General features: G+C 43.1%; 17 protein-coding genes and 1 other RNA gene. 7 read left to right on the forward strand and 11 right to left on the reverse strand.

Annotated features, from left to right (window positions below; all coding sequences use genetic code 11):
• Window positions 1-175: 175 nt before the first annotated feature.
• Window positions 176-524, forward strand: a transfer-messenger RNA (tmRNA) gene (ssrA, locus tag JXL83_02120).
• A complete protein-coding gene (locus JXL83_02125; protein MBN2362908.1) occupies window positions 476-865 on the forward strand; it encodes a DUF1232 domain-containing protein in 390 nt (129 codons plus the stop codon). The genes ssrA and JXL83_02125 overlap by 49 nt, the downstream gene beginning before the upstream one ends.
• Here JXL83_02125 and JXL83_02130 read toward each other — a convergent pair.
• The 3 genes from JXL83_02130 to JXL83_02140 form a co-directional block, all read right to left on the reverse strand.
• Window positions 805-1,740 carry a DNA recombination protein RmuC gene (locus JXL83_02130; protein ID MBN2362909.1) on the reverse strand — a complete coding sequence of 312 codons (936 nt, stop codon included), beginning with the start codon at window positions 1,738-1,740 and terminating at the stop codon, window positions 805-807. The genes JXL83_02125 and JXL83_02130 overlap by 61 nt on opposite strands.
• Window positions 1,741-1,973: 233 nt before the next feature.
• On the reverse strand, window positions 1,974-3,671 hold the full coding sequence (locus tag JXL83_02135; GenBank protein MBN2362910.1) for a sodium-dependent transporter: 1,698 nt from the start codon (window positions 3,669-3,671) through the stop codon (window positions 1,974-1,976).
• A 15-nt stretch (window positions 3,672-3,686) separates the two neighbouring features.
• Window positions 3,687-4,001 carry an MGMT family protein gene (locus JXL83_02140; GenBank protein ID MBN2362911.1) on the reverse strand — a complete coding sequence of 105 codons (315 nt, stop codon included), beginning with the start codon at window positions 3,999-4,001 and terminating at the stop codon, window positions 3,687-3,689.
• 100 nt (window positions 4,002-4,101) lie between these two features.
• Between JXL83_02140 and JXL83_02145 the strand changes: the two genes are divergently transcribed.
• The 5 genes from JXL83_02145 to JXL83_02165 all read left to right on the forward strand — a co-directional run bounded on the left by JXL83_02145 (window position 4,102) and on the right by JXL83_02165 (window position 9,410).
• The gene (locus JXL83_02145; GenBank protein MBN2362912.1) at window positions 4,102-5,463 is read left to right on the forward strand and encodes an MATE family efflux transporter; all 1,362 of its coding nucleotides are present in this window, start codon (window positions 4,102-4,104) and stop codon (window positions 5,461-5,463) included.
• Between the two features lie 64 nt (window positions 5,464-5,527).
• Window positions 5,528-6,070 carry a hypothetical protein gene (locus JXL83_02150; protein MBN2362913.1) on the forward strand — a complete coding sequence of 181 codons (543 nt, stop codon included), beginning with the start codon at window positions 5,528-5,530 and terminating at the stop codon, window positions 6,068-6,070.
• A 12-nt stretch (window positions 6,071-6,082) separates the two neighbouring features.
• Entirely contained in the window at window positions 6,083-7,411 is a 1,329-nt protein-coding gene (locus tag JXL83_02155) for a T9SS type A sorting domain-containing protein (protein ID MBN2362914.1), read from the forward strand.
• Between the two features lie 115 nt (window positions 7,412-7,526).
• A complete protein-coding gene (locus tag JXL83_02160) occupies window positions 7,527-8,069 on the forward strand; it encodes a hypothetical protein (protein ID MBN2362915.1) in 543 nt (180 codons plus the stop codon).
• 12 nt (window positions 8,070-8,081) lie between these two features.
• Window positions 8,082-9,410, forward strand: a complete 1,329-nt coding sequence (locus JXL83_02165; protein MBN2362916.1) for a T9SS type A sorting domain-containing protein — start codon at window positions 8,082-8,084, stop codon at window positions 9,408-9,410.
• 24 nt (window positions 9,411-9,434) lie between these two features.
• Here the strand turns inward: JXL83_02165 and JXL83_02170 are convergent, their stop codons facing one another.
• The 8 genes from JXL83_02170 to JXL83_02205 all read right to left on the reverse strand — a co-directional run bounded on the left by JXL83_02170 (window position 9,435) and on the right by JXL83_02205 (window position 20,202).
• A complete protein-coding gene (locus tag JXL83_02170) occupies window positions 9,435-9,581 on the reverse strand; it encodes a DNA alkylation repair protein (protein ID MBN2362917.1) in 147 nt (48 codons plus the stop codon).
• 45 nt (window positions 9,582-9,626) lie between these two features.
• Window positions 9,627-11,996 carry a TonB-dependent receptor gene (locus JXL83_02175; protein MBN2362918.1) on the reverse strand — a complete coding sequence of 790 codons (2,370 nt, stop codon included), beginning with the start codon at window positions 11,994-11,996 and terminating at the stop codon, window positions 9,627-9,629.
• A 15-nt stretch (window positions 11,997-12,011) separates the two neighbouring features.
• Entirely contained in the window at window positions 12,012-13,730 is a 1,719-nt protein-coding gene (locus tag JXL83_02180) for a metallophosphoesterase (GenBank protein MBN2362919.1), read from the reverse strand.
• A gap of 17 nt (window positions 13,731-13,747) precedes the next feature.
• Complete coding sequence (locus JXL83_02185) at window positions 13,748-17,125, reverse strand: tetratricopeptide repeat protein (protein ID MBN2362920.1); 3,378 nt, start codon at window positions 17,123-17,125, stop codon at window positions 13,748-13,750.
• Window positions 17,126-17,161: 36 nt separating this feature from the next.
• Window positions 17,162-17,806 carry an endonuclease V gene (locus tag JXL83_02190; protein MBN2362921.1) on the reverse strand — a complete coding sequence of 215 codons (645 nt, stop codon included), beginning with the start codon at window positions 17,804-17,806 and terminating at the stop codon, window positions 17,162-17,164.
• Window positions 17,787-18,182: a DUF402 domain-containing protein gene (locus tag JXL83_02195; GenBank protein ID MBN2362922.1), complete on the reverse strand. Its 396-nt coding sequence runs from the start codon at window positions 18,180-18,182 to the stop codon at window positions 17,787-17,789. The genes JXL83_02190 and JXL83_02195 overlap by 20 nt, the downstream gene beginning before the upstream one ends.
• A gap of 186 nt (window positions 18,183-18,368) precedes the next feature.
• Window positions 18,369-18,812 (reverse strand): radical SAM protein, encoded by a 444-nt coding sequence (locus JXL83_02200; GenBank protein MBN2362923.1) that lies wholly within the window; start codon window positions 18,810-18,812, stop codon window positions 18,369-18,371.
• Window positions 18,793-20,202, reverse strand: a complete 1,410-nt coding sequence (locus tag JXL83_02205) for a PqqD family peptide modification chaperone (protein ID MBN2362924.1) — start codon at window positions 20,200-20,202, stop codon at window positions 18,793-18,795. The genes JXL83_02200 and JXL83_02205 overlap by 20 nt, the downstream gene beginning before the upstream one ends.
• Between the last annotated feature and the right edge of the window lie 11 nt (window positions 20,203-20,213).

A 20,213-nucleotide genomic window follows, 5' to 3' on the forward strand; every position in this document is an offset into this window, starting at 1 on the left:
GAACCCACGAGGGAGCTACTAACCCCCTACACGATTTCCAATCGTGCTCCTTCGGCCTCTCGGACATCTCTCCGTTTTAAAGAAAACATTCTATCATACAACTATTGAGTGTCAAGGTTAATGAAACCGCAACTACTTGACTTTCTATTATTTAGGTTTATATTATAAGATATAAGGGGGCGAAAAGGTTTCGACGGGACTGAATGTCTCAGAGCTGCACGCCGGGCTGCCGATGCTCGTCAAAAAACGGCAAAAAATCAACTGCCAACAGCAGTTATTCACTAGCCGCTTAATTTAGCGGCTCCTCTGCTTCTCTGTCGCCTGTCGTGGAGAATGTCAGGGGTCGCGCAGACAGGCTACCCACTGAACCTTGCGCGGGGGGACGGGGGAAACAAATAGCGCTGGTCCCGAAAAAATCTTGTCCGGAGGAGGTTTTCGGGATGAGAACAAATTCCGGAATAAGCGTGTAGGTGTTTTGAAGGCTACTATCTCGGACGCGGGTTCAATTCCCGCCGCCTCCATAAAAGTGAAAAATAATAGATTTAAAGAAAAAACCAAAAAACTCGAAAGAGAAATTCTAACTCTTTATTATGCCTTCAAAGATGTTGAAGTACCTTGGTATTCAAAGGTTTTTCTCGGCATGGTAATAGTTTATGCTTTAAATCCCATAGATATAATACCTGACTTTATTCCTGCAATTGGATATCTCGACGATGTCATAATAATCAGCGCTGCTGTCTATGTTTCATACAAGATGATACCAAAAAAAATACTGGACAGATGCCGTATAAAAGCCTCGGAAAATCAGGCGTCCGGGCTGGCGATTTCGAGTATTTCGTCCGCTTCTCTACGAGGTAATTCCTGAACTTCTGTAAGCTTCCTCCCTATCGCTCTCGTCCTTTTTTCGGCTTCGGATACTGAACTGGAAGCCTCGTCCAGTTTTTTCTGAATTTTACTGAGCACGTCGTTGTATTTAGTCCATTCTGTCTTTACTGCGCTGAGAAGATGCCAGACTTCAGACGATCTTTTCTGTATGGCCAGAGTCCTGAAACCCATCTGCAGACTGCTTAAAATAGCCCAAAGAGTCGTCGGTCCGGCAACAACTACATGGTTCTCTCTTTGAATTTTTTCTATGAGCCCCGGTTTTCTTACTATTTCAGCAAAAAGACCCTCGACTGGAAGAAACAAAAGCGCAAAATCCGTCGTCACGGGGGGAAATATGTATTTATCGTGAATATCTTTTGCCGACTTCATTATGTCGGCGTCGAGTGCTTTCGACAACGTTTCAACTTCCGTTTTGTCGGCCTTCTCCTGTGCTTCAACCAGTTTCTGATAGTTTGAAAGAGGAAATTTCGCGTCTAATGGCAGTAAAATTTTATCTTCTCCGGTTTCGTCCCTTCCGGGAAGTAAAACGGCGAATTCGACGGCTTCTCTGCCGTTTTTTGGTGAAAAATTTTTGACGTACTGCTCAGGAGCCATGACCTGCTCCAAAATATTTTCGAGCTGGACCTCGCCCAAAATACCTCTGGTCTTGACGTTAGACAGGACTTTTTTCAAATCCCCAACTCCTGATGCCAGAGTCTGCATTTCTCCGAGACCTTTATAGACCTGTTCAAGCCTTTCGCTGACAAGACCGAAAGATTCCGTCAGTTTTGTTTCGAGTGTTCCCTGCAGTTTTTCTTCCACCGTCGTTCTTATCGTTTCAATGCTTTTAGAGTTGTCCTCCCGCATAACTTTCATAGATTCACCCAGCGAGTTTCTTATGTTTTCGAGTTTGTTGTCATTTTCCTGTCGGGATCTGCTTAATTCATCAAGAAGTCTTTTTTCGGCGGCCTGGTTCTCGCGTAAAAAAGAATCGAAAAGGGATTTGTTTTCCGCCGAAGTTTTTTTGAATATTTTGAGCAATACGAACAAAAGCAGTAAAACCGAGACCGCGCTCAGACCGAGTGAACAATATAATAAATTTGGCAAAACTATCTCTTTTTTGCCAAAACAAGAAAATACACTATACCGCCCAATAGCACGAAAGCCGTGAAGACGAAAATTATAGCGGCAAGAATGTCTTCGGGAATCGCTCTGTTGATGTTTCCGAGCAGGTCATATTTCTTCATGACCCAAATCGCGGAGACAATGACAGCAGTGAATAATATTGCTTTCCAAGGAATTTTTTTAGTCGAAAGGTAATAAGCTCCTATCACTGCTATCAGAAGGGGCATCCATCCCCCTAAGAAAACCGCGAGAGCGGGATATCCTCCGTAGTTCGAGAATAAAATCGATTTTACAGAGAAAAACAGAAGAACGAGAGATATTATTGGAATGAAATACTTCACGGAATATATCCACCATTTGCCAATTTTTATTTCCGACTGGGAATTTATATAATTTCGGATATCTTCGGGGCAAACTGCGTAACCGATGACAAGAGATTCCAGAAAACCGACAGTAAAAAGACCGAAATTGTTCATGAAATGATCCGTTATATCGAGCCAGTAAAGTCCCGCTCCAGTAGTGAAAAGGAGTCCTACAATGAACGCGGCGGCGGCGACTCCAAGGTTAGTCTTGGTTCTGCTTGTGTTAAATTTATCCATGAGACCCGCTACTATACCTTCGACCAGCGAAAAAGCCGAATCAATGGCGAGAGTGAGAAGCATCAGGAAAAACAACACTCCAAAAACAGGCGCGAGCGGAAGTTTTGATATTATTTCAGGATAAGTGACGAATGCCAGATGCGGACCTGACTGCATTACATCGCACACGGAAACTCCGCTCAACTTCGCGTAATATCCGAGAGCTGAAAAAACGGCAAATCCTCCCACGAAAGCCGTCGCGGCGTCAGCGAGAGCGATTATTACCGCATTGTTGGCTATGTCTGATTTTGGCGGCAAAAAACTCGCGTATGCTATCATAATACCGAATCCGATCGACAATGAAAAAAACACCTGCGAGAACGCTGCGTGCCAAATTTCGAAATTCAACAGCATCGAAAAATTCGGAATGAGATAATATTTTATTCCCTCCATGGCTCCGGGAAGAAAAACTCCCCTGACGACAAATACTATTAAAAGGAGCCACGGAAGAGTTACTGTGACAAAAACTACTTTTCCGACAGTTTTCGCTCCTTTCCATATGGAAATAATTATCCACACCCAGCTCAGAATAAGTCCTATGATCACGGGAACCTGTAATCTGCCCAAATTAAAAACACCGTCAGTCAAATGCAGAACGTTTTCGTAGAAAAATTTTTCTGGGCCGATTTGAGACCACGACATTTTTGCCGAATACCAAAGATAGTCAAATGACCATCCCATCACAACTGCGTAGTAACAGGTAATGAAAAAACCAATAAAAAGAGCTATCCAGCCGACCCATTGGAAATTTCCTTTTTTTTCCGCCTGTTCCGTTTCTTCGGCGCTTCCCCTAAACAGGAATTTCAATTTGGAAAAAGCGAAAGGAGCGGAACCGGCCATTTTGTATCCGAGGGCGAATTCAAGAAGAAGAAGAGGTATTCCCGCCACAAACAAAGCGACAATGTAAGCTATCAAAAAAGAACCGCCACCGTATTTGTAGCAAATGTACGGGAAGCGCCATATATTTCCCAAACCGATCGCTGAGCCTATTGCCGCCAGAATAAAAGCAGTTCTTGAATCCCAAAGACCTTTTTCCCTGCTCATTTTTCATCCCTCCGTTTAATCTCTGAAAGGTTTGAAAGAAAATTCCTCAAGATCAATTTTCCCTTCTTTGTCAAACACGATTCCTTCTTTTGAAAGCATTTTTTTCTGCAGGGAGTAAGCTCTTTTTTCAGTAAAAGAGATCTTGCCCATGGAGTTTATGACTCTGTGCCACGGCAAAGAATACTTTTCACTGCAGGAATGAAGTATTCGGGCCACTTGTCGTGCCGACCCCGGTGATCCGGCGCAAAAAGCTATTTGCTTGTATGTCATGACTTTTCCCGCCGGGATCATTTTAATAATTTCGGCGACTACGAGAGTGAATTCTTCCATTTACCGGTCGAAAATCCTTTATGTTTCAGTTGAAACATTATAACCTAAAAGAATTAAATCGCAATAATGTATAGTCTCCTGAAATTCGGGAAAGGTCTTTTTGAAAAACGGCGACACAAATAAATTTGATCCTGAAAGCATATCCTATCTAAATATATGGACGTTATCATGGCCCGTGATGGTCTCTTCTCTCGGATTCACATTGCTCAATACGGTCGACATGTTCTGGATAGGAAAATTAGGTCACGTGTCCGTCGCCGCCGTCAGCATAGTCGGTTCACTTTTCTGGCTGTTGATGTCCTCGATTGCTTTGGTTTCGTCAGGCACCGTGGCTTTTGTATCCAGGGCCGCAGGATCCGGCGACAGTGATTTGCTCAAAAACAGCATATCTTTATCACTATTTTCATCTTTGATAATATCGGTCTTGATTGTCGTCCCTTCATTTATATTTGCCAGGCAAATACTCGGTTTTTTCGGAGCCGAAAACAATGTTCTCAGAGAAGGTGCGGTCTATTTGTATATTATGCTCACAGGTTTTCCCGTTATTTTCATTTTTGAAATTTTCAACAACGCTTTCTTCGGCATTGGCGATTCAAAGACTCCAATGAAAATTACTTTCATCGCTCTTGTGATAAACATTATTTTGGACCCGTTTCTCGTGTTCGGCTGGTCTTTTTTCCCGAGACTCGAAACAGCTGGAGCCGCTATTGCGTCAGTGTTTTCACTTTTCGCAGGTTTCTCCATTTATCTATTGTTTTTCTTCAGAAAATTCGGTTTCATCGTCCCTGCCGTTCACACGAAAATCTTCTCTCAATTCTTCAAAACAGGAGTGCCCGCTTTTTTTTACGGTATCACGAGACCGATAACCGGAACACTTATGTACAGAATAGTGGCATTATACGGAACATCATCCATTGCGGCTTTCGGCATAGGCAGCAGAGTGATAGGAATAACATTTATATACATGGACGGACTCATGATCGCCGTACAGACCTTTGTAGGACAATTACTGGGAAAGAAAGACCCGAAAAAGGCTAAAAAAGCCGCCATGAGGTCCCTGAAAATGGGTTATTCAGTTCAGATTTTCACTTGCGCTTTCATGTTTCTCTTTTCTGATAAAATTATAGCCTTTTTCAATACAAATCCTGACGTGCTTCTCAGCGGTTCTTCTTATTTGAAAGTGATAGGGATTTCGCTCGTTTTTTATCCTCTTTCTGCCACTTTCAGCGCCGTACACCGAGGTTCCGGTTACAACATACCGCCGCTGATAGCTTCTGTTGTCTCAAACTGGATAATAAAATTGCCGCTCTCATACGCTCTTGCAAAGTATCTGGGACTTGATTATACAGGCGTCTGGATTGGAATTGGATTTTCACTTCTCATTGAATCCACGATATTAGCCTTCTACTACAAAAAAGGGGATTGGTCTCGACATTCAGTACCCCCGACCCCGTGCATATAATATCGTTGCGTTTTTTATTAATTGTCTCTAAAATGAATAATCTTCAAATAGGGGAGGTTTGTTTATGCTATCAATAATGTTGTCGTTGTTGATCGGTTTCAACACCGCTCAATACGTAGTAAACGGCGACTTCGAGCAGGATCTCAACACGGGATGGAAACAGGTTTTAAACGGAGCCGGAGCAAGCATAACCCGTTCCACCGCCTTTGATCCTGATCCCAATTACGAAGTTCGAGTCGGTAAATCCACAGGAGGAGGGTACGCCCTTCTTTCACAGACAATTTCGGTTCCGACAACCGATTTGGTTTTTTCAGCCAACGCAAAAATTTACGCTGTGGCCACTTCGACTGCCTGGGCTGGATCGGCGCTCATTCTGAAGTACCTGGACCAGAACGGAAATATTCTCGGTGAGACGAGAATTTGCGCAAAGACCGGGTATTGTCCTTGGGCAAACTCACCGACAATGCATTTGATAGTAGTTCCGGATTCCCAATGGCACAATCATTCTTTCAACGTCAACACCGAACTTGCAAATCTCACGGCTGTAAATCCAGACAACGTAAAAAATATAGAAATTGCCCTGTTTGACTCAACGTACGATTGTTGAGGGGGCTCAGAATTGGCGGAGGTCTCCGCCGACGATGTGACACTGTCTTACACAGGCTCAACCCCTTACATAGTCCTTGTTCAGACAACCATAGACGACGATGCCGGAAACAACAACGGCAGACTCGACCCAGGAGAAACGATAGATCTCACCGCAACTATAAGGAATGCCGGCGGGGTCAATTTCACCAACGTCTCTTCACATTTGATATCAACAGACCCCTACATCAACATAACCGATAACACAGGTGTATTCGGCGCTCTCATGATAGACAGTGTAAAAACTAACAATTCGGATCCCTTCACTTTGACTTGCAACGCTTCAACTCCCGAAGGGCATGAAGCCTCGTTCGGCCTTGTGATTAACGACGGAAGTTATTATGACACACTTGAATTTATAATAGTTGCGGGACATTATTCTTACCTCGTACTCAATCTCGACGCCACCCCTCAGTCCGGAAATAACATCGACAGTATTTTGGACGCTCTCGGATATTCGGGAACCGTCACCGCGTCTCTTCCTTCCGATCTCTCCATATACAGGACTTTGTTCGTATGCCTCGGAATTTATCCAAACAACACAGTAGTTTCAGCTGGAGGCGAAATAGCGAACTCTATTGTGGCTTTCCTCAATAACGGCGGAAGCGTTTACATGGAGGGCGGCGACATGTGGTACTACGATATCGGGACCGGAGGTCACGATTTCGGACCGATGTTCGGTATACAACCTGTCGCTGACGGATCAGGTAATCTCGGACCTGTTGTAGGCATTTCAGGCACCTTCACTGCGACGATGAATTTCAACTACGGCGGTGAAAACAGCTACATAGACCAGATAAACGCCACCGGAACCGGTACAGTTATATTCAGTGACGGAAACGACAACTACAACTGCGGAGTGGCTAATCAAACCTCAACATACAGAACCGTCGGCACGAGTTTCGAGCTCGGAATGCTCACAGATGCAGCTGACGCTTCGACCAGATCCGATTTACTCGACTCTATAATGACCTTCTTCCTGGAAGGATTGAACGCCGTCGCCGAACAACCTGTTGTAAATCCATCGCCGACTTCTCTCATGATCACCCCGAACCCGTTCGTAAAACATGTGACTATAAGTTTCACAGCTCCGTCCGGAGTTACATCCGGAATGGAAATATTTGACATCTCGGGAAGAATAGTCAGAGAGTTTTCCTTCGGACAATCGGAAAACGACCGGATAGTCACGGTAAATTGGGACGGTAAAGACGGAAACGGAATTGAAGTGCCGGAGGGCGTCTATTTTGTCAATGTCATAGCCGGAGAAAGTTCGGGTTCAGAAAAACTGATTTTGGTAAAATAATAAAAGGGGGCCACTGCCCCCTTTTTCTTTTCACTGATTTCTTTTCCGTTTATTTGCGCCGGCAGCAGAAAGCGAATGATATTGCAGTTTAAAAATCACATAGCGGGAGCCTAGCATGATTGGCATACTTTTTTCTTTACTAATCGGATCCAACTCCGCTCATTATATGATAAACGGGAATTTTGAACAGGATCTTTCCTTGGGATGGGAACAGTTCATCAATGCCTGGGGCGCTGAAATAATCCGCGGAACAAATTTTGACCCGGATCCCGATTTCGAAGTCAAGGTCATCAAACCTACCGGCGGAGGGCACGTAATTCTGGGCCAGATTGCGTTCGTTCCGACAACAGACATCGTTTTTTCAGCTGATATTAAATTATTCGCGAGCGCCACGTCGACATCCTGGTCGGCAGCGGCTCTGGTGATAGGATATATAGACGCTGAAAACTCCCTGCTCGGTGAGACGAGAATATGCGACAGGACAAGCTATTGTCCGTGGATCAGCACTCCGACGATACATCTGATGGAGGCTACAGACTCCATGTGGCATTATTACACTTTCAATTTGAGCGACGAACTAACCAATCTTTCCGGAATAAATCCTGATAATGTCCAAAAAATCAGAATAGAGCTTCTCGACACTTCTTATAATTGTTGAGGCGCTTCGCAATTGGCGGAGGTCTCCGCCGACAATATATCTCTTTCGTATAGCGGTCCGAACCCGTACGTCTCAATCATCAGCAAAACAGTCCTGGATCTGACCGGAAACAATGACGGACATCTCGATCCGGGAGAAACAGCCGATCTGACAGTCACTCTGAAAAACATAGGCGGGGTGAATTTCTCCACCTTGACGGCAACTCTTGTCTCAGACGATCCGGATGTTTCTGTAACAGACAACAGCGCAATTTACGGGGTAATAGCAATAGACAGTTCCAAGACGAATTCATCTGATCCGTTCACCGTCGTCTGTTCCTCATCGGCGCAGGAAGGGAGGGAGGCGCTTCTGAAACTGATTCTCAGAGACGGATCTTACTGCGATACTATGCCTTTGACATTGACAATCGGCATGTACGATTATCTCGTCCTCAATACAGATCCTACTCCCGTATCCGGATTCATCATAGACAGCGTTCTTTCCACGCTCGGTTATTCAGGCGTTTACACAGTAGAACTGCCTTCCGATCTGTCCTATTTCAAGTCGCTTTTCATCTGCCTCGGAGTCTGGCCCGACAATACAATCATACAACCGGGCAGCGATTACGAGACGGCTCTTGTAAATTTCATAAATTCCGGCGGAAACGTATTTATGGAAGGCGGAGATGTATGGTTTAACGACCCTCTTGCCGGAGGTTGTAATTTCGGTCCGCTGTTCGGCATACAATCTTCCGGCGAAGCTTCAAACAACCTCGGACCGGTGTACGGTATTTCCGGGGCTTTCACTGCAGGCATGAATTTCGGATACGCGGGAGAAAGCAATTTCATAGACTGTTTGAATCCCGTGGGAAACGGATTCAGAATACTTAGAGATCCGAACGACAATTACAACTGCGGAGTCGCAAACCAGACTGCCGATTACAAGACAGTAGGCATGAGTTGCGAACTGGGTATGCTCACCGACTATTCGGGCGTATCAACCAGATCAGCTTTGCTGGATTCAATAATGAGATTCTTCGGAGAAGAGGCAAATTCTGCCGAGGAAATTCCGATCAAGACGGGTCCCGTTAATCCGATTTCTGCTTTCCCCAATCCGTTCACCGAACGAATTCTGATAACTTTCACGGCACCCACAAACGTTATTTCAAGAGCCGAAATATTCGACATATCAGGAAGAACAGTCCGCGAATTCACTTTCGGCGCATCCGGCGTTGACAGATTAGTGACTATTGAATGGAACGGGAAAGATGAACAGGGAAATGGACTTCCCCGTGGCGTTTATTTTGTTAAAGTATCGGCTGGCGAAAATTCGGACCAGGAAAAAATGATCTTTGTTGAATAAAAAAGGGGGTGAAAACCCCCTTTTTTACCTTTTTTTATTCAGGTAGTATTTCCTTCTGTCGTCGTTAAATTTTTCAATTGAATATCTGAGCATAGTTCTGGGCATTTTCGTGCAGTGTTCATCCAGGAATTTTTCGAGGACAGGTTTGTCTTTCCTGCTTTCCCGGAACATGCGTTTTGCCTGAGTTCTTTTCTGATTCGGTTCAGTGTTATTTTTTCAGAACTCAAAAACGACTCCTCCGACTACCATTCTGCCCATCTGATATACGCTTTCAACATCCCCGTCTTCGGCGTAATAATAATCCCAAACATTCGGATGATTGAAAAGGTTTTCAACCTCGAAATAATAGACAAGGTTCCATGATTTGAAATACCACCTGTTTGACAGCATGATGTCGAACCTCTGATAAGGCGCCACTCTCGCCGAATTATAGAGCTGATTCGGATCTGTTACCCACCTTCTCCATTCAGGATGATAAGTCACGGGGGTGTATGGTTTGCCGCCAAGATATCTGTATTTCAGAGTGTATCCTGATTCGTCAGCCGGTACGAAAGGTAGGAACGAGATAATTTTATACAAAAGCGTCTTGGAAAAATTCCGGTACCAGGAATCCTTCATGAAATCTTTTTTATAACCGGCTATAACTGTAAAAACGTTTCCGTAATCAAAATCCCAACTGTATTCCCTGTCGTTGTCGCGCGGATCGAAAGCTCTCGCAACCGAATATGAATAACTGATCGTGCCCCAGAAATTCTTCATGACTTTTTTCTGAAGAAAAAATTCGATCCCTTTGGCGTATCCCTCTCCTTCGTTTATAAAAACGCCGTCCCAGTCGTTCGGATCGGAAGTTGTGGAAGACCTGTCAATAGGAACGTCCCGGTAATGTTTGTAGTAGCCTTCCACAGTGATTTTTATGTCGTCTGCAAAAAGATGTTCGATTCCAACGACTGCCTGTTCAGTGTATTTGCTTTTCAAAAAATGGTTTTGCGGATCGAAAGCGAGCTCGTACCATTGCGGGGATTGATAATGAATTCCGTATGCGGCGTTGAGATCTGTTGCGGGAGTCAGGTGAAAAGTCAATGAAAGCCTCGGTGAAATGCAATCGAATTCCGTGTAATCGAATTTGTCATATCTCAGGCCAAGCCCCAGCGTGAGAAATGAACCGGCATCGTGTCTCAACTGGACATAGCCTCCGTATTTCCAGGAATCCGCTTCTTCGTCAACGTCTATGACGGTGATATAGTCGGTTGTGTCTACGATGTTGCCCGATGAATCGTATATGAAAAGGGTGTCCGGTCTCGCCCATGTCTCGTAATGAAATATTACATTTTTAGCGAACGCCCCCACAGCGAGTTTAGTGTGCCTTGCGAAATTGATGTTCAGGTCGAATTTTGCTGTATTTTCTCCCTCGTCGGAGTCGTTGAACAGGTATCTCCTGTCGAGAGTGTCTATTATGTCATGGTTCCAAGTGCTGTACGTCCTGGAAAGCGTTAAATTATAATAACCCAGTGAATACAGTGATTTAAGACTGGCTCCAACAGTGTATTGATCGGATATGGCTTCTATCGTCTTTATATCATCGTATATCTCTTCGTCCGCTTCATCAGAGCTCTCTATTCTGATCCAGTCTTTTCCGTATATTCCGAGAAACGTAAGCTTCCTCGTGTACGAAAGATCATACACAGCTTTGAAATGGACATTGTAGTAATGCGGAACGGCTGTCAATCCGAAGCTTGAAGCTATAAGAGACAAAAAACTTCTGTGCGCCGACAAAAGGAAACTTCCGTTTCCCAAAGGCCCTTCGACTGTTCCTCCAGCACCGGCCATGCTCATGTCAAATTTATAATGCATCTTGTCTCTGGCGCCTTCTCTCAAAGTGATGTCGAGAACGCTCGAAGCTTTGTCTCCGTACCTCGCGGGAAAAGCGCCGGCCATGAAATCAATACTTCTTATGAAATCAGTATTTATGACGCTGACAGGACCTCCACCGGTTCCCTGCCATCCGAAATGATTCGGATTGAGCATTTCCATGTTGTCTATGAGAAATAGGTTCTCGCCGTAGTTGCCGCCTCTGACAATTATCTCATTGTTCTGATCCGATCCGGAAACGACGGCCGGCAAAGCCTGTACGGCTCTTTGAACATCGTATACCCCTCCTGGTTGAGAAATTATTTCCTCGAAATCCATACTTCTCGTCGAAACAACTGCGTCTTCTGGTTTTTCAAAAAATTTCGGCCTTACGGTTATTCCTTCCATCTGAATCAGTTCCTCTTCGAGTTCGAAATCGACGTATGTCGTTATGTTGGGCCTGACGGAGATTCTGCTTTTGAAAAGAGTTTTATATCCCATTCTCATCGCCCTGAGGTTGTAACTGCCGACGGACAATCCTTCGATAGAATATGAACCGTCAGTTCCGGCTATCACTCCGGTCAATATGTTGCCGTCTATGTCGAACACAGCTACACTGGCTCCAATCACGGGTTGATGTGTGTGAGTGTCTATTACTTTACCTGAAATGGAAACTGCCGCAGAAACAGCGCCTGCCGCAAAAATTATTAACAAAAATATTAATGCTAATTTCTTCAATTTCCCTCCGGATTTTTATTTCATTATCAATATTCCGAAAGTCGCCGGATCATATTCAATCGGAGTCTGCCAGTCGGCGTTCGCGCTTCCCGGCTGTTTTCTCCTGAAATTCAACAACATCACATCTCCTGAATTCAGGACAAGTCCTTCAAACTGAGAAACCGGAATTTTTGCTTCGAAGACCCAGTAATCGTCAAGCACATTAACGGCGCTCTCGATTTCTCCGTTCCATTCATTGTCCCCTTCATAAGAACCGGATTCATTTTTTACGAGCAAGGCGTCGTACAGCGTGCCCAGCGTATTACAGTAAATCTGGTACATGCATTCTTTTCCGGTGTCGGGCATAATAAAATAACCGACGCAGTCCTCCGAAAAAATATTTTCGTCGCGAATCGTTTTTTCGGCGATTATGGAACTCATGTCTTCTTCATGACACAATGCCAATAGATAAAGGTTTTGCGTGTCGTAAGCAAAATAAAATTTGACATCGTCAGCAGTGGAAGAAATCTCTCCGCCTGAAAAAAACACTGTCACAGGCTCTTTCCAGCAGTTTTCATCCCCCACTCCGTCTATTGTCATCGGATTGTCCACCCTGACGGCATAAGCCTTTCTTTGAATTCTCAAATTTTTGGCAAGCGAAAAACTCATATCACTTCTCACGGGATAATTTATACTCAGCGAAGGAAGAGGATAAAGATTTCCTGAGTTGTTGAAAATAGCTTCAAAAGAGACCGAATCTCCCGGTTCGAGGTATACTGGTTTTTCTGAAAACGAAGCCGCCCAACCCTCGGGAAGATCGATTTTCAAAGTGTCACTCAAAGGCAAGCCGGGCAAAAGATTTCTCACCGTAATTCTCACGGAGGCGTCGACTACGGAAAGATCGCCGCCAACCTGAACCGGCGACATTATTTCAACACCTTCCGTCACCGCTTTGTCGGCGAGTTGAATGTCAGGAACGGTCACTTGGTCCCAGGAATGAACGCCCTCAAGAGATATTACGGCTATCTCAATATTTTTATCGTCCGCACTGACCATAAGAAAATGATAAGCAGGACCGAGAATTCCCAGATGGGTTTCAGCCCCGGAACTGCCTACGCCGGTGTATTTTATTCCGTCAATTTCGGCGCTGAAATATATGTGGTAATGGCCCGTAAAAACCGCGTCTACTCCGTATTTGACAAAAAGATCGTGAAGAGGCTCATCTTGCCCCTGAGAAAGTGTTTCAAACCAGAATGGCTTGTGATAAAAAACAAAAATCTGACTGGCTTCGCTGTTTTTTTTCAGGTCCTCTTCGAGCCATTCAATCTGATCGCGGGAGTATTCCGATGAATTTTCAAGGCGCGAATTGTCCAGAACAATAAAATGAAACTTTCCATGGTCAAAACTATAATACGGTTCTCCGACCATTGACCTGTAAATCGCATCCTGAACGTCGTTTGTTATGTCATGATTTCCCGGCGTGAAATAGAAAGGGCACGACAGGTTTCTTATGTGAGGGAGCAGTTCGTTCCATTCTTCCGTAATTTCCTGCTCGTTTTCGCTGTAACCTTCAATGAGGTCGCCGACGTTAATTATTAGGTCCGGATCGAGCATGTCGGCCTGAACCAGAGCTTTTTCAAACACGCCTTCAACGTGCCCGCCTGTTCTGTCTCCCATGACGGCAAAGTGAATGTCAGCAGAAAAAACATTCGTTGCCAGGAAAGCAAAGAAAATAATCGCCAAAAGTTTTTTCACGTGTCCTCCTAATAAGTTCAGTATAGGCTGTAGTAGTTTTTATCCTTTATAACAGCACCTTTCTCAAGATTTCTCAATTTGAATTCGTAGTCTTTCCTTTTCTTTTTTTTGTTGATTTCACATATCAATTTCAACGCTTCTTTTCTGTATTTTTCCGTTTTTTCCATTGGAATTCCGATCGAACCTTGTCCCGTCAAACAAAACTCCCACAATCTGTAAAGCACTTCAGCTCTCGCTTCTCTGTTCGTGTAAGTATCCAGCATTTTCTCCGTTTCTTTAAAAGAAGTCAATTTCTCCCGGGAGTTTTTTGCCGTCAAAAATTCAATTCTCCTTTTTACTATTTCAGACATGAAAATCCATTCCCGGTTTCCAATTTCAGACGCCGTTTTTTCTGACTTTTCTATATATTCATGCGCTTCGGTCATTTTTTCCATCTTGAAATATAAGGATGCAAGATTGTAAAACGAATTTATTTGAAGTATTTTTAAACTTAAATCTGACGCTATTTCAGCGCTCTTATTGTAAGCGACAACCGCCTCGTGGTTTTTTCCAAGAAAACTGTGATAGTTCCCAAATCCTGCCAAAGCATAAGCCATGCCGATTTTGTCGTGAAGTTCAAAATTGAGAAGTAACTGTTTTCTCAGGCACTCCATGTACTTTATAAAGTCTTCATTTTTAAGATAAAGAACAGACAAGTTTCCGTAAACAGTCGCAATCATTTTTTTGTCGCCCGTTTCCTTTGCCATTTTCAAACTTCTCTCGTACACTTCAAATGCTTCATCAATACGATCGAGATTCCTGTAACAGATGCCTAAATTCGGCAATATTCTGGACATCATTAGTTTATCGTTGTCTTTTTCTGACAGCTGAAAAGCCTTCAAATTATACGTCAGCGATTTCAAGAACCCGTTCATTCTCAAATAAACACGGGCCATGTTGAAATATGCCTTTATCACAGCTTCGTCATTTTTTAAACTCCTGGCGCTTCTCAGATTTCTGGTGAAGCAATCCAGAGCCTCAACGAAACGGTTTTTCAAAAAAAGCGATTCACCTTTAAGTGACTCCACATTAACCGTTTTTACATACTTTTTGTTCTTTTTATAAATTTCAAGCGCTTCTTCTATGTAAACATCAGCCTCGTTCGTCTTGTTTAAATTCAGTTTGATTCTCGCAAGATTTTCAAGAGCCTCGCCTTCGTATTTTTTGTAAGCATTTTCTCTTATAATTTTCAGAGAGATTTCACCGTTTGCTTCAGAGCTTTCCCTTTCTCCTATAATGCTCTGGACTCCGGACAGATCCAGAAGATTCTTCACATACAAGGGTTTGTAACTGCCATCCTTTATGATTTTGTCTCTGAGAATTTTATCCAGGTCCCCGAAATATTTCCGTGCCTTGAGGATTTCAAATCTTTTTTTGAAGACCTCCCCGGCTTTTTCAAGATATTCGATTTTTCTTTCGCTTTCGTCTGTTTTCAAATAGTGGCGGCAAATTTCACCGCAGTATTCTTCATTTTTATTCTGCCGTTTTCTTATCATAGCTTCTGCGTAAGCCTTATGAATTATCTTTCTGTTTTCTATAAGAAGAGTTTCATAAACAGCGTCTCTGAAAAACATACTGGAAAATCTGAAAACACTTTTTTCAGTCCGGTATATGACGCCCTCATTCTCCAAATCAGTCAACAAAGAAGCAGTTTCATCCCGAAATCCAATGGTTTTAACAACTTCATCTATCAAATCATTTTCAAAGTGCTCGCCTGAAACTGAAAGCACCTGAAGTAATATTCTCTTTTCTTCTTCGAAATTATCCAGCCTCGACAGCATGAGGGACTTCAGGGACGACGGAAAAGTATCATTTTCCATAAAATCATTTCTTTTGATGCTTTTTGCCAGTTTACACAATTCAACCAGAAAAAGCGGATTTCCCTCAGCTTTCCTGATAATCTCGTTTTTTATGACGTCTTCAAATATATTTTTACCTGTGGCTGAATCAATCAGTTTCTCAGAATAGGTCTCATTCAGAGGTTCCATTTCGATTTTCTTCACCACTGCGCCAGACAGGCCAAAATTATCATGATTTTTATCGCGCGATGTAAATATAAATACATACGAACCCGTGTGTTCGTCTTCCGATCTGAATTTCAAAGCATCCAGCACAGATTTTAAAGCCGAAACATCGGATTCATCCGACTCATGGAAATCTTCAACGATGACAATCAATGAGCTCGATTTTATAAAAGCGTGCTGAGCTGTTGCTTTTATAAAATTCACAAGCGCCTGACGCGACGATATAAAATCGTTTTCCGAATTTCCGTAACTTTGGACATCTCTCTCTTTGGCAAAAAACAGCCCTATCATTTCGTGTTTTATTCGTTCATCCGCCATACAGGAATGAATCCAATTTGAAATTTTCTTTTCTACCTCTTCTTTTCTGTCTTCTATATTAATACCCAATTTTTCCCGAATCAGACCGTCGACAAATCCAAATCGCGTTTTTTTCACCATAGAACAAATCCCGAAAAGGATTTCTTCTCCATTCAAATCGGATTTGATGAGTTCATTTACTAGTCTGGATTTTCCTATTCCGGAAGGTCCCGATATGAAAATAAAATAGAACCTGTTTTCTTCTGAGAAACCGGACTTCGTTGTCTTCGATTTATTGATTGTTTCTTTTATATCCGAAAGCTCTTTTTCTCTGTCGACAAAAGTATTGAAGAATTTATCACCTCTAAAATCACATTTTTTTATGCCTTTTATCAAGCTGGTCTCAATCTTTTTTGATTTGCCTTTCAGTTTTAAATCGCCGAAAGGTTCAAATTCAAAACAGTCCGTCAAAGAATCCGCAAGCATATTAGGAACAAGTATTCGGTTCAAAGGAGCTCTTTCTTCAAGTCTAGATGCAATGTTTACTGAATCTCCGTAAACCGTGAAATCACCTTCTCTCTTCTCTCCTATCTTGCCTGTGGTCACCAATCCGTAATTTATTCCGACCCTCAAAGAAATGTTGAAATCTCTGTACTCATCGTCATTTTTTATTATTCTGTTGAACGTCGCTACCTTATCGATCATTTCAAAACCCGACATGATGGCTCTCTCGGCATCTCTTTCACTCGCCTTTTTTGCGCCGAAAAGAGCCATTATCCTGTCTCCTTCGTATTTATCTACATATCCGCCGTAATTCTTGACACATGCGGTTAGAACTTGCATCAGTTTGTCGGCCAGCAGTCTGATTTTTTCAGGATCAAGTTTTTCTGATATGGCAGTAAATCCATTCACATCAGCAAAGAGTATTCCTACGTCTCTTCTCTCGCCGTCCAGAAGTTTTAAACATGAAGACTGTGATTGATTCCCTCGTAAAAAAGAATCGTTTATCAGTTTATCTATGTCATCGAAAATCATATCAGTAATAATTATATTCTTTTTATTCGATCATTATTATAAGAAATGTCTGATACTTTTACATTCCTTTGAAAAAATATCTGCGATTCTTACCGGTTCCGGAAGTCTGTATGAAGACAGTTTCAAAACTATGTCAGCCGCCCTGAGAGGAGTCATCATGTGTCCGGGAGACACGAGAACCGGTTTTACGCCATCTTTTGTCCTCAAGGCATATCCCATTGTCTTTCCGTTTAATATGACCGGGCTTTTACCGCCCCTTTTCGTTTCGGGTTCTTCGTATTCTCCGCAGAGCCTGCTCTTGGCGCAACCAATCGAAGGTTTATTGAGAATGACACCGAGATGACAGGCGATGCCGAAAAACCTCGGATGTAATATACCCTGTCCGTCGACTATCAAAAGATCGGGTTTTATTTCGAGTTTTCTGAAAGCCGCTATGAGCGCGGGGATCTCTCTGAAAGACAAAAATCCGGGTAAGTATGGAAATTCCGCTTTACGAATGTCGAATTTCTTTTCAACAGTTACACATTCAGGATATTTCATCAGCACCACCGCTCCGATAATCATATCCTTTTCGAACGCACAGTCGAAACCGGCGACAAATTCCATCTTGCCTGTAAAACATTTTAAAGACACACGTGTTCGCAGTTTTTCCTGAATTGATTTAAGTCTCGCGCAGTCCAAAAGAAATATCTCCTGAATTAACCATGGCGTTATAAATTATTTCTTTATAATCTCTTATTATCGTGTTTTTTGCATTCTCTATGTACAGGGCAAGGCTTTCAGGGATCTTCGCGGGAATTTCATCGGCGTCGAGAATTTCGTGGGAACCGTCGGGGTAGAAAAGTACGTCCAGCTCGAGATCTCTCCACTCTACTTTCCCTTCCGTTATTATGATCGAGTCGGCCACGTTGAAATAATCGGCTTTAAAACTGCCGTCGTTAGAAAACCATCTGTAGAGAACATACGGTTTCTTCTGCCAATAATAAGCAATTGTTATGTCGTATGGTTCAAGCTTGACTTTTGAAACTGATATATTTCTGTCAATAACATATTTCAAAACAGAAAAATTTTTCCGTGCAAGTAATAACTCACAACAGAATTTTTCTTTTTTCCCTGAGAGTTTTGTCTTTATCTCAAGGCTTTTTTTCACCGTTCTGAATTCACTGTTTTGAAAATAATTTTCGTCATATTGAATAATTGTTAAAGTTTGTCGAAAATCCCGAAATCGCGGCGTGAAAAAAAATTATGAAGAGAAAATTCTAATACCATTTTTACCGTCTTTTGATGATTTATCCGTATAAAGGATCTGTCTCAAATTACAATCCAGCGTGTCGCGGCATTCAATAATATCAATTTCTAAGGTTCCCCGCAGCTCCGGTGCCTCTTCATCAATTAGAGTGCCGTTGGTTTCTATCGTGACTCCTAATTTCATTTCTTTCAGTCCCTTTATTACTCCGAGTATTTCCGGGTGAAGAAAAGGTTCGCCTCCGGTAAGCTTTACAGATGAAAGACCTATTTCCTTTGCGTCCTGGATTATCTTCTTTAATTCGTTCCAAGGAAGACATTTTCCGGCATTTTTTTCGAAATGAGGATTTATCCAGCAATGCCTGCATTTTAAGTTACAGCTTCCCGTCAAATACATGTATATGGTTCTCAGAGGCCGGGTGTTACTCGAAGAATTCGGCACCGGTTTCTTCCTTAAGTTTCCTGTAGCAGTCCTGCATACTTGGCAATATGAAATTTTCTGCGCTCACACCGGCCAGGGCAGGACAACTGCCGTTGCAGAACATGTTCCATTCGCAGTCCATACAGGCTTGAACGGCACTCATTGGCACAAGTCTTCTTTCTTTCATCTTTTTCAGGACCGGACTATTCATCCATATATCCTTGACGGAATCTCTGTTTATCTTTCCAAGCTCTATGTCCGGAAGCATGTTGCAGGGAACTATCGTCCCGTCATGATGAACCGCAAGCTTGCTGAACACGCATCCGCAGGCGGTCAGGTAATCCATACCCGGTTCCGGTTTTATTCCGTATTTTTTCATCTTCTCCATTTTTCTGTAAAGGTGCCATTTGGCGAGAGGACCGGCCTGAGCCACTATTCTACTGTCGTATTTTTCTTCCAGGTGCCCCAGCAATTTTATGGCTTCGACCTGCATAAAAGGATTCAGGGCTATGTCTTCCTTGTTCCAGCAACCCGCTCCCATCGGCATGGCGTCGTTGGTGCTGAATGAATGAACGCCAAGGTCTTCGAGAAGAAATTTCGCCGCGTCTTCGAGATCTTCCAAATTGTGCCTGTTGACTGTAAGCCTTACAGCGATGTTCAGGCCGGCTTCTTTCGCCAGCTTCAAGCCCCCTACAGCTCTTTTGAAGCTTCCCTGACCTCTCGACAAATCGTGTATCTCTTCGCACGAACCGTCTATCGAAAACTGCATGTAAGATAAACGCGCGGCTCTTTTACCCTTGAAGAATTCTTCGATGCTTTTTTCGTTTACGAGAGTCCCGTTTGTCAGTATCGAATATCTCATGTTGTTTTCTACAACTGAATCAATGAGCTCCCAGATGTCTTCTCTTACAAAAACCTCCCCTCCGCTTAGGCAAATTTCTTCGACGGCGAGGTTTTTCAATTCAGAATAAAAGTCAGACCACTCATTTATGTACAAGTCATCCCGGGTTTTCATCTCCCGTTCATAAAAACAGTATTTGCATTTCAGGTTGCACTTTTTTGTCACGGACACGTCTATAGATTTCGGTGATTCACCGGAATGGATAAAATCTTCTCTTCTTGGAACCTTTTCAGAGGCGTTTTTTGAATGTGCGAATCCTCCGGAAACAAGACTTTCCAGAAATTCGGATATTTCTTTCCCGACGTCTTCTTTTTCAGAAGTGTCAAATTCATCCTTCAGCGCATTTTCAATGTCTTTTGAAGAGTTGCTTCCGTCGAGCATTCTCCAGATAAATATTCCGGTTGAGTTGAGATATCTTCTCGCGCCTGTGTCCGGATGAAAAAGGCTCGCCGAATTGTCTCCCAAAAGCCTTACTGAAACTGAATCGTCGGAACAATAGTATTTTTTCAACACCAGATTAT

Source organism: candidate division WOR-3 bacterium, assembly GCA_016934535.1.
In the GTDB taxonomy this organism is placed as follows: domain Bacteria; phylum SDB-A; class SDB-A; order SDB-A; family SDB-A; genus JAFGIG01.

Coding starts and splice junctions, on each gene's coding strand:
- JXL83_02140 (MBN2362911.1), bottom strand. CDS start 4,001: ATGGAAGAATTCACTCTCGTAGTCGCCGAAATTATTAAAATGATCCCG.
- JXL83_02170 (MBN2362917.1), bottom strand. CDS start 9,581: ATGTTCCGGGAAAGCAGGAAAGACAAACCTGTCCTCGAAAAATTCCTG.
- JXL83_02130 (MBN2362909.1), bottom strand. CDS start 1,740: ATGAAAGTTATGCGGGAGGACAACTCTAAAAGCATTGAAACGATAAGA.
- JXL83_02160 (MBN2362915.1), top strand. CDS start 7,527: ATGATTGGCATACTTTTTTCTTTACTAATCGGATCCAACTCCGCTCAT.
- JXL83_02135 (MBN2362910.1), bottom strand. CDS start 3,671: ATGAGCAGGGAAAAAGGTCTTTGGGATTCAAGAACTGCTTTTATTCTG.
- JXL83_02150 (MBN2362913.1), top strand. CDS start 5,528: ATGCTATCAATAATGTTGTCGTTGTTGATCGGTTTCAACACCGCTCAA.
- JXL83_02185 (MBN2362920.1), bottom strand. CDS start 17,125: ATGATTTTCGATGACATAGATAAACTGATAAACGATTCTTTTTTACGA.